Source organism: Phenylobacterium sp. (assembly GCF_035276905.1).
GTDB lineage: Bacteria > Pseudomonadota > Alphaproteobacteria > Caulobacterales > Caulobacteraceae > Phenylobacterium.
The window spans coordinates 1-15,084 of record NZ_DATELG010000052.1 but is presented as its reverse complement, the minus strand read 5'-3'; the positions used below and the strand labels follow the sequence as shown (position 1 = coordinate 15,084).

The window sequence follows — 15,084 nt, the reverse complement described above, 5'->3', positions numbered from 1 at the left end:
GATCCCGCCGAACTCCGGTCAGGTATGGACGGGCGCCGGGGGCAATGATCCGTCGAGCGCCTTGAGCGACAGGTGTTGATCGAGCCACCCGGCCATGAGTTCCAGATCGGCGTGGTGACGGGCGACGCCAAAGACGTAGTGGTCCGGGCGGACGAGGGCGGCGGTCAGGCCGTGCGCTTCGAACCAGGATTTGAGGACCCCCTGGCTCTCGACCACGGACCATTCCCGAGGCCCGTGCGCGCGCGTGAGGCCGCTCTCGCTGAGCGCCAGCACCGCGCCCCCGAGTTCCCGCACCCTGCGGCGAAGCGCGTCAGGAACGTTGTCCAGCGACAAGGCTGGACTGAGCACCAACCGGAACGCGGCGCCGGCGACGTCGTCGAGCCGGCGGTCGCCGATGCTGGTGGCGACCCACGGCTGGGGGAAACGCGTTCCAACCGGCCCGCCTTGGTCGGAGCAGAGCGCCCCGGCGGTCAGGCCCGGAATGAGGTTCTGGCGGAACTGCACGGCGGGCGGATCGCCCCATTGCGCGAGCATGCGCGCGTCTCGTTCGGCGGCCTTCGCTGGATCGAGCTCGCAGATGATCCGGCCCAGCGACTTCGCCGTCTCGGTCGTGACGCAGACGTGAGGACGACGCTCGAGCTGGTAGCTGTCCAGCAAAGCGTCTTGAGCGGAGCCCTTGAGGACCAGAGCGAGTTTCCAGGCCAGGTTGGCCGCGTCGCGGATTCCCTGGCACATCCCCTGGGCCATGAACGGCGGCGTCATGTGCGCGGCGTCGCCGGCCAGGAACACGCGTCCCCGCCGCCATTCGTCCGCGATCAGCGCGTGGAAGACGTAGGTGGCGGCGCGCCAGATCGTCCCGTCCTCGGGGCTCAGCCAGCGGCCGAGCAGGCGCCAGATCGCCTCCGGCCGGTTCATTTCTTCCGGCGTCTCTCCCGGCATCAGCCGGATCTCCCAGCGGCGGTGAACGCCCGGGCCCACGACGTAGGAGACGGGGCGTTCCGGATCGCAGTACTGCACGATGTTGGCGGGGAGCTTATGAAGCTTGTCGTGGTGAACCAGGACGTCAACGACGAGCCAACCTTCGTCGAAGTCCAGCGACTCCATGCCGATTGCGAGCCGCTCGCGCGTCGGGCTCGTGCCGCCGTCGCAGGCGACCACATAGCGCGCGCTAAGTTTCTCCTGCGCTCCCGAAGCGTCGGCGAGGGTCAGTTCGACATGATCCGGATGCTGCTTCATGTCCTCCACGGCCGTCGACAGGCGAACCCGAACCGACGGCAGGTCCGCCAGCGATGCGCGGATCGCCCGCTCGACCGGCGGCTGAGTGAACATGAAGCTGGGCTGCCAAGCCTGGGGGTAGGGCGGCGGCAGGGAATCGTAGCGCGCGATGACCTTCTCTTCGAGGCCGCGATATTCGGTCGGCGGGTAGGGAATGACGTGGGGCTGGACGGCCTCGGCCAAACCGAGATTTTGAATGACGCGCATGACCTCGTGGTCGAGGCCGACAGCGCGCGGCAGTGGGAAGATGTCGTCGGCCTTGTCGATCGCGACGGTCTCTATGCCCGCTCTACCGAGCAGCGCGGAAAGCACGCTCCCGACCGGACCCAGGCCGATCACCGCGACATCGACAGGTTTAGTCATCCGCGTTTCTCATTCGTCCTTTAGCGGGTTCTCAGGGGAAGCCGCAGTGTTGCCGACCGTCTCCATCGAGACGCCGTGCGCATCGCCGCGAAACTCGACATGATCACCGGAGAGCGGATCGAAGACTCTGCAGATAACCAACGCGTCGGCGTCCGCTGCGCGGGCCGTGTCCGGTGCACCGGACCCGTTCCGCGGGTCTGCGGCCTGGCGGACCATGGATGTCAGGGGGGGCGCGTCGGACCTCATCGAGCGGCTAGGCTCAGCGAAGGCCGTCGTTGGCGCTGATCTCGCTCGCCGCCAGGCCCCCGATGCGCGCGTCGATCCGGCCGCCGGTCGCGGCCGCCAGGCCGAAGGCGATCTCGTCCCGCCGCGGCCCGTCCCAGACGGTCATTTCTGCGCTCGAGAAGTGGCTGCGGACGTAGGCGGCGTGAATGTGACCGAGCGGGATCATCAGTCGCGCGCCGAGTCCGCCGATGGTCTTGGCGGCCGGGACGATGGCCTTCGGCGCGCCCAGCGCCTCGCGCAGCGCCCAGCCGCCGGCCTCGTGCCACACGGCCCCATGCTCCAGCTCGCCGTCCTCTCCGACGATCGCGCCCTTGCCGTAGGCCTCGATGGCCTCCCGCCCGAGGGCGCCCAGGAGGGCCGCCGAGAGCTGGGCTCCAAGGCTCCGCAACTCGGACTGGAAGGAGATGAGATCCGCCTCGTACCGGCCGGCGAACGGATTCTGGACCACGGCCACGGCCGTGGCGACGCGCAGCGGAGTCTCGTGGCGCGGGCCCCGCTCGCGCCAGATTTCCTCGACCGACAGATGGGTCTTGCGGACGTCGATCATGGCCTAGTCAGCCGTGACGGGATTGCGCAGCAATCCGACGCCTTCGATCTCCACCTCGCAGACGTCGCCTGCCTTCATGAAGATCGGCGGCCGGCGGGAGAAGCCCACGCCGCTCGGCGTACCCGTCGCCAGAATGTCGCCCGGCTGCAGGTCGAGGATCTGCGAGGTGTAGGCGATGAAACCGGGGATCTTATGGATCATATAGCGCGTGCTGCTGCGCTGCAGGGCCTCGCCGTTGAGGCGCGTTTCGATCTTGAGTTCGTTCGGATCGGCGATCTCGTCGCGCGTCACGAGCCAGGGGCCGAGGCTTCCGGTTCCGCGGAAGTTCTTGCCCGGCGCGATCTGGCGCGTGTGGAACTGCCAGTCCCGGACGCTGCCGTCGTTGAAGATGCTGTAGCCGGCGACATAGTCCATCGCCTCGGCTTCCGGAATGTCGCGGCCCGCCTTGCCGATGACGACCGCCAGCTCGCCTTCGAAATCGAAGTCGTCGGAGACCTTGGGCTTCACCAGGGGGTCGCCGTGCGCGACCAGGGTGTCGGCGTAGCGCATGAAGAGCGCCGGCTTCTTCGGCGGCTCGCGCTGGATGCCCACGGCCTGGATCTCGTCGATGTGATCCTGGTAATTGATGGCCATGCACCAGATGTGGGCCGGGTCGGGAATGACCGGCAGCAGCTCCACCTGGGCGAGGCCGACGCTCGGCGCGGCGTCGGCGAAGGCGCGGGCCTCCTCCAGTCGGCCTGCGGCCAGCAGCGCCTTCAGCGTGGGGACGCCCAGCCGGTTGGGCAGTTCGACGATTCCATCGCCCACGACCAACCCGAAGCTCTCCCGTGCAGCGATGCGGAAGGATACGAGTTTCATGGTGGCGCCTCACGATTGTTTCTGGCTTGGTGGGGTAAGCCAATCGATTTCGAAAATCAACCGACATGTACATGTTGGGCGCGAATGAGCGCGCGAGCCGCGCATCGGCGACCCTCTGCCCAAAAATCGACCCGTCCAGTCTCAGCAAGCGCGAAATGAGAGGGCGCCGCGCCGAATTTCGCGCGTTCGCGACGCCATTGGGCGAGGTCTGGCGAGGTCTGGCGAGGTCTGGCGAGGGCGGTTTGGCGGGGCCGTCATCGACCAAGTTTTCGAAAATGTTGAAATGGGCGGCGCTCCGATGTAGGTCAGATCCACCGCGAAAACAGGAACGCCTCGATGACCCAGTTCCGGCGCCCACGCCTCCGCCATCTCGGAATCTTCGCCCGCGACGTCGCGCGGCTCGAACGTTTCTATACGGAGGTGTTCGGATTGGTGGTCACCGACCGGGGCGTCGGCAAGGTTTTCAAGAACCAGCTTGTCTTCCTGAGCGGCGCTCCGGAGCAGCACCACCAGCTGGTGCTCTCGAGCGGCCGGGGCGCGGATGCGCCCAGCACCGTCATGCAGATTTCGTTCATGGTGGATTCGCTCTCCGAGCTGCGCGCCGCCCGAGCGCGGGCGCTCGAGAGCGGCGCGCACGACTTGATTGGCCTCAACCACGGCAACGCCTGGTCGATCTATTTCGACGATCCGGAAGGCAACAAGATCGAGGTCTATATGGATACGCCCTTCCACACGCCCCAGCCGTGCGGCGAACCGTTGGACCTCGACGTCGCCGACGAAGAGCTCATGGCCCTCACAGCCGCGCTGGTGGAGGAGCGGCCGGACAGCATGCGGCGGAGCGACTACGTCGCGGAAATGAAGGGCCGGATGGCCCAGGACTGAGGGCTGGCGTTCACAACACTGAGAAAGGGAGGCGCTAATGGTTCCGGAGACGATGCGAGCCGCGCGCATGTATGACGTCGGCGCGCCGATGGTGATCGAAGACGTGCCCACGCCGCAGCCGGGGCCCTTGGACGTCCTGGTGCGGGTTCGGGCCTGCGGGATCGTTCCGAACCTCGGCAACGTGCTGAAGAACTGGACCACCTGGTTCCCGCAAAATCCGCTGCCCAAGCTCCCGGCCACCTTCGGCCTCGATCCGGCGGGCGAAGTCGCCGCGGTCGGGTCCGGCGTCAAGGGCGTGAAGGTCGGCGACCGGGTCTACGTCAACCCGGGGCGCAGCTGCGGCTCCTGCCGCGCCTGTCGCCAGGGCGACCGTATCGCCTGCACGTCGATCGTGCTGCAGGGCTACTTCGGCGTGACCCCGACCGCCCAGGACACCTTCGACCGCTACCCGTTCGGCGGTCTGTGCGAATACATGACCGCTCCGGCCGACGCCGTGGTGATCCTGCCGGACAACATCAGTTTCGAGGAGGCGGCGCGGTTCGGCTATCTCGGAACAGGCTACTCGGCCCTGCGCAAGGGGCGCGCCGGTCCGAACGTCGTCACCCTGGTCAACGGCGCCTCGGGCACCCTTGGCCTCGGGACCGTGCTCATCGCGCTGGCCATGGGCGTAACCAAGATCCTCGGCACGGCGCGCAACCGCGAGCTGCTCGAAGAGGTCCGCAAGCTCGCGCCGCGCCGGATCTTCGTCCATTCGGTGGACGACGGCCCGATCGAGCCGTGGGCCCTGGCGCAGACCGCCGGCGAAGGCGTCGATCTGGTCGTGGATTGCCTTGGGCCCGGCTCGCCCGGCTCCACCATGACCGACGCCCTCCGCTCATTGCGCCGCGGCGGGCGGCTGGTCAACGTGGGCGCTGTGGCCGAAATGCTGCCGATGGACGTCCATACCATGATGGACCGCGGCCAATCCTACATCGGCTCCTTCTGGTTCACCGCCGGCGAAGGCGCGGACATGGCCGAAATGGTTCGCGCCGGCACCTTGGACATGTCGGTGTTCCGCCAGCAGTCCTATCCGCTGGACAGGATCAACGAGGTGCTGGCCGGCATCGAGCACCGGCACGGCGGCTTCTCGAACTTCACGGTCACGCCCTGACATGTCCGAGCTCCTGGCCCACTATGTCGGCGGCGCGCGGATCGGCGGGGGAGACCCCGCGCAGAGCCTGAACCCGTCGGACCTTTCGGACGTGGTGGCGATCGCGCCGCAGGCGCCTGCCGAGCTGCTGGATGCGGCGATCGACGCCGCCGCCAAGGCTTGCCAGGGCTGGGCGGAGGCTTCGCCCGAAACCCGCGCGGACTGCCTGGATCGGGCCGGGGCCCTCCTGCTCGAGCGCGCCGGCGACCTCGGCCGGCTGCTCAGCCGCGAGGAAGGCAAGACGCTGGCCGAAGGCGTGGCGGAGGTTGCGCGGGCGGGGCGCATCTTCCGCTATTTCGCCGGAGAGGCGGTGCGCCGTCATGGCCAGTCGCTGGATTCCGTCCGCCGGGGCGTCGAGGCGCAGACCCACCGCGAGCCCCTGGGCGTGGTCGGGCTGATCACGCCGTGGAACTTCCCGATCGCGATCCCGGCCTGGAAGTCCGCCCCGGCGCTCGCCTTCGGCAATTGCGTGGTGCTGAAGCCCGCCGCCCTGACGCCGGCGATCGCGAGCGCGCTCGCCGGCGTGATCGACGAAGCGGGCTTCCCGCCCGGCGTCTTCAACCTCGTGTTCGCTCCGGGCCGGGTCGCCGGCGCCATGGTCCAGGACCGGCGGGTCGCGGCGATCTCCTTCACCGGGTCCACCACGGTCGGGTCCAACTTGGCGGTTGAAGCTGCGCGGGCCGGCAAGCGGGTCCAACTGGAGATGGGCGGCAAGAACCCGCTCGTCATCCTGGACGACGCCGACCTCGACCGGGCTGTCGAGGTCGCCCTGGACGGGTCCTACTTCGGCTCAGGTCAGCGCTGCACGGCGTCGAGCCGGCTGATCGTGACCGATGCAATCCACGACCGCTTCGTGGCCGCGCTGGCGGAGCGGTTGCAGGCTCTGCGCGTGGGCCATGCGCTGGATCCTCAGACGCGCATCGGCCCGGTCGCCAGCCAGGACCAGCTGGAGACCATCTGCGGCTATGTGGAGTCCTCGCGCAACGAAGGCGCGAGGGTCGTGACCGGAGGCCATCCCGTGTCGTGCGCCACCGAAGGCTATTTCCTCGCCCCCGCCCTCATCGCCGACGCGACGGCGGACATGCGAGCCCATCGCGAGGAGATCTTCGGCCCAGTCGCGACGGTGCAACGCGTGGCGGATTACGAGGCCGCCTTGCAGGCCGCCAACGACACCGAGTTCGGCCTCTCGGCGGGGATCGTCACCACGTCCCTCAAGCACGCCCACGACTTCCGACGCCGCGTGCGGGCCGGCATGGTCATGATCAACCTGCCCACCGCCGGCGTCGACTATCACCTCCCGTTCGGCGGCGCCAAGGCCTCGAGCATGGGGCCGCGCGAACAGGGCTTTGCCGCTGTCGAGTTCTACACGCAGACCAAGACCAGCTACCTGGCCTTTTAAGCCGGGGTGCAAGGAGTTTATCTAAATGAGCCAGTCCGAACCGGGACTCCTCCCCTTCGACCCCACCGACCCGTTCGGCCTCAACGAGCAGCTGACCGACGAGGAGCGCCTGGTGACCGACACGGCGCACGCCTACGCCCAGGAGAAGCTGCAGCCGCGGGTCACGCGCGCCTACGTCGACGAGGTCTTCGACCGTGAGATCATGAGCGAGATGGGCGAGCTTGGACTGCTCGGCGCCACCATCCCTGCGGAGTACGGCGGGGCCGGGCTGGGGTATGTGAGCTACGGCCTCATCGCACGCGAGGTGGAGCGGGTCGATTCCGGCTACCGCTCGGCCATGAGCGTCCAGTCGTCGCTCGTGATGCATCCGATCTACGCCTACGGCTCGGAGGAGCAGCGGCGGAAATACCTGCCGAAGCTCGCGCGCGGCGAATGGGTGGGCTGCTTCGGCCTGACCGAGCCGGACGCCGGCTCGGATCCGGGCGGCATGCGGACCCGGGCGCAAAAGGTGGACGGCGGCTACCGCCTGACCGGCTCAAAGATGTGGATCACCAATTCGCCGATCGCCGACGTCGCGATCGTCTGGGCCAAGTCCGACGCCCACGACGGGGCGATCCGCGGATTCATCGTCGAGCGCGGCGCGCCGGGGCTGTCGTTCCCGCAGATCAAGGAAAAGCTGTCGCTGCGCGCCTCGATCACCGGGGAAATCGTCTTGGATGGCGTCGAGGTCCCTGAGGACAGCCTGCTTCCGAACGTCTCGGGCCTGAAAGGTCCGTTCGGCTGTCCGAACCGGGCAAGGTACGGCATCGGCTGGGGCGCGATGGGCGCGGCCGAGGCCTGTTATGCGGCCGCGCGCCAGTACACCCTCGACCGTCGCCAGTTCGGCCGCCCGCTCGCGGCGACCCAACTCGTCCAGATGAAGCTCGCCAACATGCTGACCGAGATCACGCTCGGGCTGCAGGCGGCCCTGCGCGTCGGCCGGCGGCTTGAGGCCGGGGTGCTGATCCCCGAGACGATCTCGCTCATCAAGCGCAACAACTGCGGCAAGGCGCTGGATATCGCCAGGGTCGCCCGCGACATGCACGGGGGGAACGGCATTTCGGCCGAGTTCCAGGTGATGCGGCATGCGGCGAATCTGGAGACCGTCAATACCTACGAGGGCACTCACGACGTCCATGGCCTGATCATGGGACGCGCGATCACGGGCCTGGCGGCGTTTTGACGATGAAGCCGCTTGCTGGCGTCCGCGTGCTCGAGCTCGCTCGGATCCTCGCGGGCCCCTGGTGTGGGCAGCTGCTGGCCGACCTGGGCGCTGAAGTGATCAAGGTCGAACGCCCGGGCCAGGGCGACGACACGCGCAGCTGGGGCCCGCCGTTCCTCGCCGGACGGGACGGCGAGAGCCTCGGCGCGGCCTATTTTCACGCCTGCAATCGCGGCAAGCGCTCGGTCGAGATCGATCTGGAGAGTCCGTCGGGTCAGGCGCAGGTTCGCGCGCTCGCGGCCGAGGCCGACGTGGTGATCGAGAACTTCAAGGTGGGCGGCCTGGCCAAATACGGGTTGGACGCCAGCAGCCTGCGCGCGCTTTCGCCGCGGCTCGTCTATTGCTCAGTGACCGGCTTTGGCCAGGCGGGGCCGTATGCGGCGCGGGCGGGCTATGACTTCATGATCCAGGGCCTCGGCGGGATCATGGACCTCACCGGCGATCCTGAAGGCGAGCCGCAGAAGGTGGGCGTGGCCTATGCGGACATTTTCACCGGCGTCTACGCCGCGGTCGCGATCCTGGCCGCCCTGCGTCAGCGGGATGCGACCGGGCAGGGGGCGCATATCGACATGGCCCTGCTCGATTGTCAGGTGGGCGTGCTGGCCAACCAGGCGATGAACTATCTGGTCACTGACGAACCGCCGCGCCGGCTCGGCAACGCTCACCCGAACATTGCACCCTACCAGACCTTCCCAACTGCGACCGGGCACGTGATCTTGGCCGTCGGCAACGACGGACAGTTCGCAAAACTCTGCGAGGAGCTCGGCGCGCCCGGCCTGGCGAGCGACCCGCGCTTCGCCAGCAACGCCGAACGGGTCCGCCACCGCAACGTGCTCAGTGCGGAGCTTTCCGCGCTCACGGTGCGCCGCACGGCGGAGGATCTTCTGTCGCGCCTTGCGGAAAAGGGCGTGCCGGCCGGGCCGATCAACGACCTGCGCCAGGTGTTCGCGGACCCTCAGGTGGTCGCCCGCGGCATGAGGCTCGCCATCGAGACGCCTGATGGCGCCATTCCGGGCGTCGCCGCGCCGATCGTGATCGATGGAGAGCGAATGGTGGCGCCCCTTGCCAGTCCGCGCCTCGGGGAGAGCGCCGGTCAATGGACGCCCTCCTCCACACAGCAAGACAGGACCCGATCCCAATGACAGATTCCGCAATCCAGGAAGTCTATGATCTCGAGGACCGCCGCTTCCGCGCCATGTCCGCCAACGACGTCGACGGCTTGGCGGAGCTGCTTGCGGACGATCTCCACTATGTGCACTCCAACGGCATGGTGGAGGACAAGGCCGAGTTCTTGCGCAAGATCACTTCCGGCGAGCGCGTGTTTCGACGCTACGAGGGCCTAAGCCGCTATGCGCGCCGCGAGGGCGGCTTCACCTTCGTGTTCGGGGAAGCCGAGGTCGAGGTGGACCGTCAAGCAGGGCGTCTGCAGAACCGCCTGACCTATACGGCGGTCTACCGCGATGGGCCGGGCCCGCGGTTCGTCATCTGGCACGCGGTCAAAAGCATCTGAGACCTGGGCCATTCGCCGCCGAATGGTCTAGGCGGCGCTGCGCAGGCTCCGGCGCTGGCTCGGCCGGACGTCATCGCCCAACAGGCTTTGGATCATGGCGTCGAACGTGAACTGGATGTGCGCGCGGAGCAGCTCGACGGCGCGCGCTTCGTCGCGCGCCAGCGCCGCCGTCATGATCGCAGCATGTTCCGCATCCTTGTTTCGGGGGCTGCGCCGCACCTCCGCCGTCAGGCGACGATAGCGGTCCGCCTCGCCGAACAGCTGCGCGCACTCGCGGCGCAAACGTTGCGAGGGGCAGCCGCTGAAGAGCTCGAGATGGAATGCGCGATGCGCGGCCGACCAGCGTTCGTCCAACGCGGCGGTGACCTGCGGCAATTCCTCCTCCGCCTTCCGCAGCTGGTGGCGCGCCGCCACGACCCGGCCCTCCCAGGCGTCGTCGCCGAGCCGCAGGCTCTGCCGCAGCGCCTCGGTTTCGAGCAGCAGTCGCATTTCGGTGAGCTCACGGAACTCAGCCGCATTCACCCCCGCCACGCGGAAGCCCCGATTGCTGTCCTGCAGGACGAGGCCGTCGGCCATGAGCCGGTTCAGCGCCTCCCGCAGGGGGCTGCTGGAGAGCCCGTATCGCTGCTGCAGCGCGTCGAGACGAAGCGGGGCGCCCGGGGGATGCTCAAGCCGAAGGATCGCCTCGCGCAGTTCGATGACGGCTTTCTCGGTCAGCGAGATGGGCTTCGATTGGGCGGGACGTCCAAATGTCACGCTGGCCTCCTGAAAATCGTGCAATATTAGCCCGAATTTCGGCGACAAGCCACATCAGCGCGCGGACCCTGGCGGTCCTTCGCCGATCGACGCAAGCACATTCTCGGCGGTGTCGCGAATATGCAGTTCGAGCAGTTCCTGTGCGTGCGGGATCGCGCGGGAGAGGACGGCCTCCATGAGCGTGCGATGCTCGTCGCGTTTGGCCCGCGGGTTTTTGCGTGCGGCGGCCGACAGTCGGCGATAGCGGCGGGCGCGCTCGAAGAGGCTTTGGCGAATTTCCGCCAGCGTCGGCGAGCCGCCGCCGGCCACGAGGCTCTCGTGGAAATCGAAATGCCGGGCGTCCCATTCCGAAGTGATGCCGCCGCTCGCGGACAAGCGCGCCTCCACCCGGTCGAGCCGGTGATAGGCGCTGAGGATCTGCGCCTCCCAAACTCCGTCTCCCTGCTGCATGGCGCGCTTCAGGCATTCGCGCTCGACGAGCACGCGCGCTTCGGTGAGGTCGAGAAGGTTCGCCCTGGATATCGGCGCGACGATGAAGCCCCGCTGGCCCTCGGCGACGACGAGCCGTTCAGAGGCCAGGCGCGCGAGGGCTTCACGCAAGGTGGAGAAGCTGACGCCGTAGATTTCGCGCAGCGCCTCGAAGCGCAGCCGCTCTCCGGGCTTGAGCACGCAACTGATGATGTCGTCCCGCAGCCGGTGCAGCACATCCGTCGCCAGAGTACGTCCCACCAGCCCCTCGGACCGAGTTTCGCCCTGCCCCACCGTTCCTCCCACACTTTCGAAAATATTATCGCTATCCGATCCCAGGTGCGCGACTTTTCGTCAAGCCATCAGCCGCGAAACGCGGCCGCGTCCGGAAAGTGATGTGGAAACAGGCGGATGGCGCCCGCCTTCGCGAACTGCTCAGCGTCCCGGAAAAAACCTGAAAAACATGACGTCCCGGCAGAGGCGCGCATGATGTGGTGAAATTACGAAAAAATTCTTGAGTGTTGGCGTGGCATGCCGCATGCTCCGCCACATAAAGAAAGAGCGAAAGCGAGGGGCGCGACCCGACACGCGCTCTCGTTCGCTGATGGCGGAAGACGCAAAGCGGCCGGCGTGCGCGCTATGCGTTTTTGGTTCATTGGGGGAAACCTATGGTCGTGCCAAGGCGAGTGGTGACAGGCGTGCGTGGCGGCCGGTCCGTGGTGCTGAGCGACGGCGCGCCCCCCAACGCCCACGTCTACGAAGGCCTGCCCGGCTTCATGACCTCGGTGCTCTGGGCCACGGCGCCCACGCCGACGGTCCCGCCGGATCCGGACCAGGAGCCCGCCGTCCCCGGGGTTCTGGTCACCCCGCCGCCTGGCGAGACGCGGCTCCTGATCGTCCGCTTCCCGCCGGATTCCATCTTCGCTGATCCGCGCTTCGATCCCGCGCGGTTTGGTCAGGAGCAGGTGTTCCACGTGCCCGGTCTCGCCGAGGCCTTCGAGGCGCAGGACCCGGCGATGCACACGACCGACAGCCTTGACTACGACATCGTGCTGGACGGCGAAATCGGCCTCGAGCTCGATGACGGACAGGTCGTCCACCTCAAGCAGGGCGACGTGGTGGTGCAGGGGGGAGGGCGCCACGCCTGGCGCAATTTCTCAGATCGCGCCGCCACCATGGCCTTCGTGCTTGTGGGCGCGGTCCGAACGGGCTGAGCGCATCGCGCGAGAGGCCCCCGCCCTCGCATCTCAGCGGGCGGTCTGGCCAGGCGCTTCTTCGCTGATCGCGGCGAGCACGTTCGCCGAGGTCTCGCGAATGTGGCGCTCCAGCAGGTCCTGGGCGTAGGCGACGTCCCGGGAAAGGACCGCCTCCATCAAGGTGCGATGTTCGTCGCGCTTGGCCCGCGGGTTCTGGCGCACAGCCGCCGAGAGGCGCCGATAACGGCGCGCGCGCTCAAAAAGGCTCTTGCGGATTTCCGACAGGGTTAGGGAGCCCGCGCTGGCCACGAGGCTCTCGTGGAAGTCGAAATGGCGTGCGTCCCATTCCGAAGAGGCGCTGCCGCTCGCGGGCATCCTGGCCTCGACTCGGTCGAGCCGATGGAAGGCGGACAGGATCTGCGCCTCCCAGGCCGAGTCGCCGTGCTCCATCGCCCGGCGCAGGCATTCCCGTTCGACAAGCACGCGGGCATCGGTGAGGTCCAGCAGGTCCTCCCGCGAGATCGGGGCCACGATGAAGCCGCGTTGACCCTCGGCGACGACGAGCCGTTCGGAGGCCAGCTGTGCGAGGGCCTCCCGCAGCGTCGAGAAGCTGACGCCGTAAATCTCGCGCAGGGCCTCGAAACGCAGCCGTTCGCCGGGTTTCAGGGCGCAGCTGATGATGTCGTCGCGCAAACGATGCAGTACGTCCGTGGCGAGCGTCCTGCCGATCAGCCCCTCCGACCGGGTCTCGCTCGGTGAGCTCATGGCCTCAGAATCTTTCGAAAATGCATGCTTCTATCGGATCTCAACTAAGCGCCCCTTCGTCAAGGCGCGAACCGCGCCCACCGGGTGCTGTGATTATTCTAGCAGCAATTCCTGCCTTCCAGGCAGCTGTTTCGCGGCTCCCGGCGCGTACGGCGAAGATCGCGTCGACGGCTAATGCAAAACGACGCAGAATTACGAAATATCTTGAACGCGCTTGATCTATCCCCCATGCTTCGGCGGCGAGCTCTGCCATAGCATGGACGCCTGCGCCGTCCGTCGAAGTTAGTAAAGCGAAAGTATGGCCAGATACCCTGTTCCTCCGCTCAAGGTTCTGCCCGACGAGCAGTTCAGGGATGCGCTGGCCCGCGCCCCCCTCGACCACTACGTGATCTGGAACGGTCAGCGCTGCCCCGGGCGGGCGGGCTCAATACGTTCCCGCGCGCTCGGTCTCATCGATGAGGTCTGGCGACCGGTGCCGCTACGCACGCTCCTGATGCGCGCGGCGCAGCTCTCCGCCTGCGCTGGGCTGGACCCGGACACCGTGCGCAATGCGGTGCGAATGCATCAGACCGCGGGCCATGCCTGCTACTTTCTCGTGCGTCGCAACGCCTCTGGCGACTACGCCGCCGTAGCAGATGTGCCATCTCCGTCCACCGGGCGGAGATTACGGGCCGGCGATATCGTCCTGAGCGGCTCGGGAGAGCGGTTCGACGAAACCGCCGCGGCGCCGGCCCTGGGCGGCGCCTGACTGCGCGGGAAGGCGGGGCGCGCTCGTGACGGCCGGGCGGTCGACACTACCGCAGATCGATCGCCAGTGATGTGAATCTCCAATATCATGCGCCCCTCAGCGGGGCGCGCGGCTCCGGCTAGGCGAGGGCATGAGGAAGTTCGGCGCCAAAAGAGGCACCTTGCGTGCAGACGAGGGGCGCCGGGGCTCGGTATTCGAGATCAGCCCTGATGGCATGCTCATCCTGGACCTCGACGGCGCCGTGCAGTCCGTCAATCCTGCGGCGATCGGCATGCTCGGGGCGCTCGACGAGGCCGCGCTGCTGGGGACGAGCTGGCCGCTGCTGTGGGCCGAGGCCGACCGACCGGCCGCGGACGCGGCCCTGCGATCCGCCGTGGCGGGGGAACGCCGGCAGTTCGTCGCGCCGGCGCCGACCCGGGCGAACCGGCCCCGACGGCTCGAGACGATCGTCTCGCCGCTGCGTGACGCCGCAGGCGCGGCCACAGCCGTTCTCGTCACCGTCCACGACGTCAGTGAAATCGAAGACGCCCGCCTGGCCGCCGAGGCGCGCGAACAGGTCGCCATCCGCGAAGCCTTGGCGTTGCAGGCGGTGGCCGACCGGGCCTACCTCAATAGCTGGACCCTGGATTTCAGGCGCAAGATCATACGGGCGGGCGATCCCGGCGCGAGGGCGATGCGCAGCAGCGAGCGGGATATGACGATTGAGCGTGCGCTCATGATCTTTGGTCCAGAAGATCGGGCGCGAACTCTCGAGTTGTATGAACGCGCGCGGGTTCACGGGGAACCCTTCAAATACGATGCGCGGTTCACGCGATTTGATGGCGAGGCCGGCTGGGTGCGAATGTTCGGCGAGCCGATCTACGAAGACGGCGAATGCGTCGGCATCCGCGGCGCGGGCATGGACATCTCCGAGGAGGTGGCGGCGCGGGAGAAGATCGAGGACGCGCAGAAACGCCTCTACCTGGCCTCGCAGCTGGCGGGCGTCGAGGTCTTCGAGCTCGACGTGGAACGCCGGCTGCTGATCGAGGAGGGCTCGCTGGCCGCGATCCTGGGCGCCCCGCCGCCGGTCGAGGACCTCTGGTCCGATCCGCTCAGGCTGGTGGATCCGCAGGACCGCCAACGCGTGCAGCGGCAATGGACCGCGGCGCAGGCGGCGGGGACGCCGTTTCGCTGCGAATTCCGGGTGCGCCGGGCGGACGGCCAGCTGGTCTGGATCTATGGCGCCGCCGAGCTCATCGGCGACGGCGGGCGGCCGCGGCGGCTGATCGGGGCGATCGTCGACATCACCGAGCGCAAGCGCAGCGAGCTGCAGCTCCTGCGGACGATGGCGGAGATGCGCGAGCACGAGGCCCAGCAGAAGCTGCTGCTGGACGAGCTCAATCACCGCGTGAAGAACACGCTCGCCGCCGTCCAGTCGGTGGCGATGCAGACCCTGACCAATGCGCGCGACCCGCAGGAGGGGCGCGAGCTGTTCATCGAGCGGCTGCTGGCGCTGTCGGCCACCCACGACCTCCTGGTCAAGCGGGCCTGGGCCAGCGCCTCGTTCCGCGAGCTGGTGGAGGCGCTGCTCAAGCCCTACGGC

15 protein-coding genes are annotated in these 15,084 nt (G+C 67.8%); 9 read left to right on the top strand and 6 right to left on the bottom strand.

Translation table 11 applies throughout. The annotated features are described in order from the left end of the window. Positions 1 to 18: 18 nt before the first annotated feature. From VJS38_RS01980 to VJS38_RS01970, 3 genes are all read right to left on the bottom strand, one after another. Positions 19 to 1,638, bottom strand: a complete 1,620-nt coding sequence (locus VJS38_RS01980; RefSeq protein WP_324086478.1) for a bifunctional 3-(3-hydroxy-phenyl)propionate/3-hydroxycinnamic acid hydroxylase — start codon at positions 1,636 to 1,638, stop codon at positions 19 to 21. 259 nt (positions 1,639 to 1,897) lie between these two features. Continuing rightward, complete coding sequence (locus VJS38_RS01975; protein WP_324086477.1) at positions 1,898 to 2,470, bottom strand: amino acid synthesis family protein; 573 nt, start codon at positions 2,468 to 2,470, stop codon at positions 1,898 to 1,900. A 3-nt stretch (positions 2,471 to 2,473) separates the two neighbouring features. Further along, complete coding sequence (locus VJS38_RS01970; RefSeq protein ID WP_324086476.1) at positions 2,474 to 3,328, bottom strand: fumarylacetoacetate hydrolase family protein; 855 nt, start codon at positions 3,326 to 3,328, stop codon at positions 2,474 to 2,476. A gap of 336 nt (positions 3,329 to 3,664) precedes the next feature. Between VJS38_RS01970 and VJS38_RS01965 the strand changes: the two genes are divergently transcribed. The 6 genes from VJS38_RS01965 to VJS38_RS01940 are packed head-to-tail and all read left to right on the top strand — an operon-like array spanning position 3,665 to position 9,569. Continuing rightward, a complete protein-coding gene (locus VJS38_RS01965; RefSeq protein ID WP_324086475.1) occupies positions 3,665 to 4,210 on the top strand; it encodes a VOC family protein in 546 nt (181 codons plus the stop codon). A 37-nt stretch (positions 4,211 to 4,247) separates the two neighbouring features. Continuing rightward, positions 4,248 to 5,360, top strand: coding sequence for an alcohol dehydrogenase catalytic domain-containing protein (locus VJS38_RS01960; RefSeq protein ID WP_324086474.1), 1,113 nt, complete (start codon positions 4,248 to 4,250; stop codon positions 5,358 to 5,360). 1 nt (position 5,361) lies between these two features. Further along, positions 5,362 to 6,798, top strand: a complete 1,437-nt coding sequence (locus VJS38_RS01955; protein WP_324086473.1) for an aldehyde dehydrogenase family protein — start codon at positions 5,362 to 5,364, stop codon at positions 6,796 to 6,798. Positions 6,799 to 6,823: 25 nt separating this feature from the next. Beyond that, a complete protein-coding gene (locus VJS38_RS01950; RefSeq protein ID WP_324086472.1) occupies positions 6,824 to 8,020 on the top strand; it encodes an acyl-CoA dehydrogenase in 1,197 nt (398 codons plus the stop codon). 2 nt (positions 8,021 to 8,022) lie between these two features. Continuing rightward, on the top strand, positions 8,023 to 9,201 hold the full coding sequence (locus VJS38_RS01945; RefSeq protein WP_324086471.1) for a CaiB/BaiF CoA-transferase family protein: 1,179 nt from the start codon (positions 8,023 to 8,025) through the stop codon (positions 9,199 to 9,201). After that, positions 9,198 to 9,569, top strand: coding sequence for a nuclear transport factor 2 family protein (locus VJS38_RS01940; RefSeq protein WP_324086470.1), 372 nt, complete (start codon positions 9,198 to 9,200; stop codon positions 9,567 to 9,569). The genes VJS38_RS01945 and VJS38_RS01940 overlap by 4 nt, the downstream gene beginning before the upstream one ends. 27 nt (positions 9,570 to 9,596) lie before the next feature. On the opposite strand, the gene VJS38_RS01935 is transcribed toward VJS38_RS01940, so the two are convergent. Both VJS38_RS01935 and VJS38_RS01930 read right to left on the bottom strand, forming a co-directional pair. After that, positions 9,597 to 10,373, bottom strand: a complete 777-nt coding sequence (locus tag VJS38_RS01935; protein ID WP_324086469.1) for a GntR family transcriptional regulator — start codon at positions 10,371 to 10,373, stop codon at positions 9,597 to 9,599. Positions 10,374 to 10,379: 6 nt separating this feature from the next. Then, positions 10,380 to 11,087 carry an FCD domain-containing protein gene (locus tag VJS38_RS01930; RefSeq protein WP_324086468.1) on the bottom strand — a complete coding sequence of 236 codons (708 nt, stop codon included), beginning with the start codon at positions 11,085 to 11,087 and terminating at the stop codon, positions 10,380 to 10,382. A 422-nt stretch (positions 11,088 to 11,509) separates the two neighbouring features. On the opposite strand from VJS38_RS01930, the gene VJS38_RS01925 reads away from it, so the two are divergent. Beyond that, positions 11,510 to 12,007: a cupin domain-containing protein gene (locus VJS38_RS01925; protein WP_324086467.1), complete on the top strand. Its 498-nt coding sequence runs from the start codon at positions 11,510 to 11,512 to the stop codon at positions 12,005 to 12,007. A gap of 33 nt (positions 12,008 to 12,040) precedes the next feature. Here VJS38_RS01925 and VJS38_RS01920 read toward each other — a convergent pair whose 3' ends face one another. Next, positions 12,041 to 12,754, bottom strand: a complete 714-nt coding sequence (locus VJS38_RS01920; RefSeq protein ID WP_324086466.1) for a GntR family transcriptional regulator — start codon at positions 12,752 to 12,754, stop codon at positions 12,041 to 12,043. Positions 12,755 to 13,052: 298 nt separating this feature from the next. Between VJS38_RS01920 and VJS38_RS01915 the strand changes: the two genes are divergently transcribed. Further along, positions 13,053 to 13,502, top strand: a complete 450-nt coding sequence (locus tag VJS38_RS01915; protein ID WP_324086465.1) for a hypothetical protein — start codon at positions 13,053 to 13,055, stop codon at positions 13,500 to 13,502. A gap of 160 nt (positions 13,503 to 13,662) precedes the next feature. Further along, positions 13,663 to 15,084, top strand: a 1,422-nt coding sequence (locus tag VJS38_RS01910; protein ID WP_324086464.1) for a PAS domain S-box protein, incomplete at its 3' end; no start/stop codon positions are given.

Coding starts and splice junctions, on each gene's coding strand:
- VJS38_RS01980 (WP_324086478.1), bottom strand. CDS start 1,638: ATGACTAAACCTGTCGATGTCGCGGTGATCGGCCTGGGTCCGGTCGGG.
- VJS38_RS01940 (WP_324086470.1), top strand. CDS start 9,198: ATGACAGATTCCGCAATCCAGGAAGTCTATGATCTCGAGGACCGCCGC.
- VJS38_RS01970 (WP_324086476.1), bottom strand. CDS start 3,328: ATGAAACTCGTATCCTTCCGCATCGCTGCACGGGAGAGCTTCGGGTTG.
- VJS38_RS01965 (WP_324086475.1), top strand. CDS start 3,665: ATGACCCAGTTCCGGCGCCCACGCCTCCGCCATCTCGGAATCTTCGCC.
- VJS38_RS01955 (WP_324086473.1), top strand. CDS start 5,362: ATGTCCGAGCTCCTGGCCCACTATGTCGGCGGCGCGCGGATCGGCGGG.
- VJS38_RS01975 (WP_324086477.1), bottom strand. CDS start 2,470: ATGATCGACGTCCGCAAGACCCATCTGTCGGTCGAGGAAATCTGGCGC.
- VJS38_RS01915 (WP_324086465.1), top strand. CDS start 13,053: ATGGCCAGATACCCTGTTCCTCCGCTCAAGGTTCTGCCCGACGAGCAG.
- VJS38_RS01920 (WP_324086466.1), bottom strand. CDS start 12,754: ATGAGCTCACCGAGCGAGACCCGGTCGGAGGGGCTGATCGGCAGGACG.
- VJS38_RS01950 (WP_324086472.1), top strand. CDS start 6,824: ATGAGCCAGTCCGAACCGGGACTCCTCCCCTTCGACCCCACCGACCCG.
- VJS38_RS01945 (WP_324086471.1), top strand. CDS start 8,023: ATGAAGCCGCTTGCTGGCGTCCGCGTGCTCGAGCTCGCTCGGATCCTC.
- VJS38_RS01960 (WP_324086474.1), top strand. CDS start 4,248: ATGGTTCCGGAGACGATGCGAGCCGCGCGCATGTATGACGTCGGCGCG.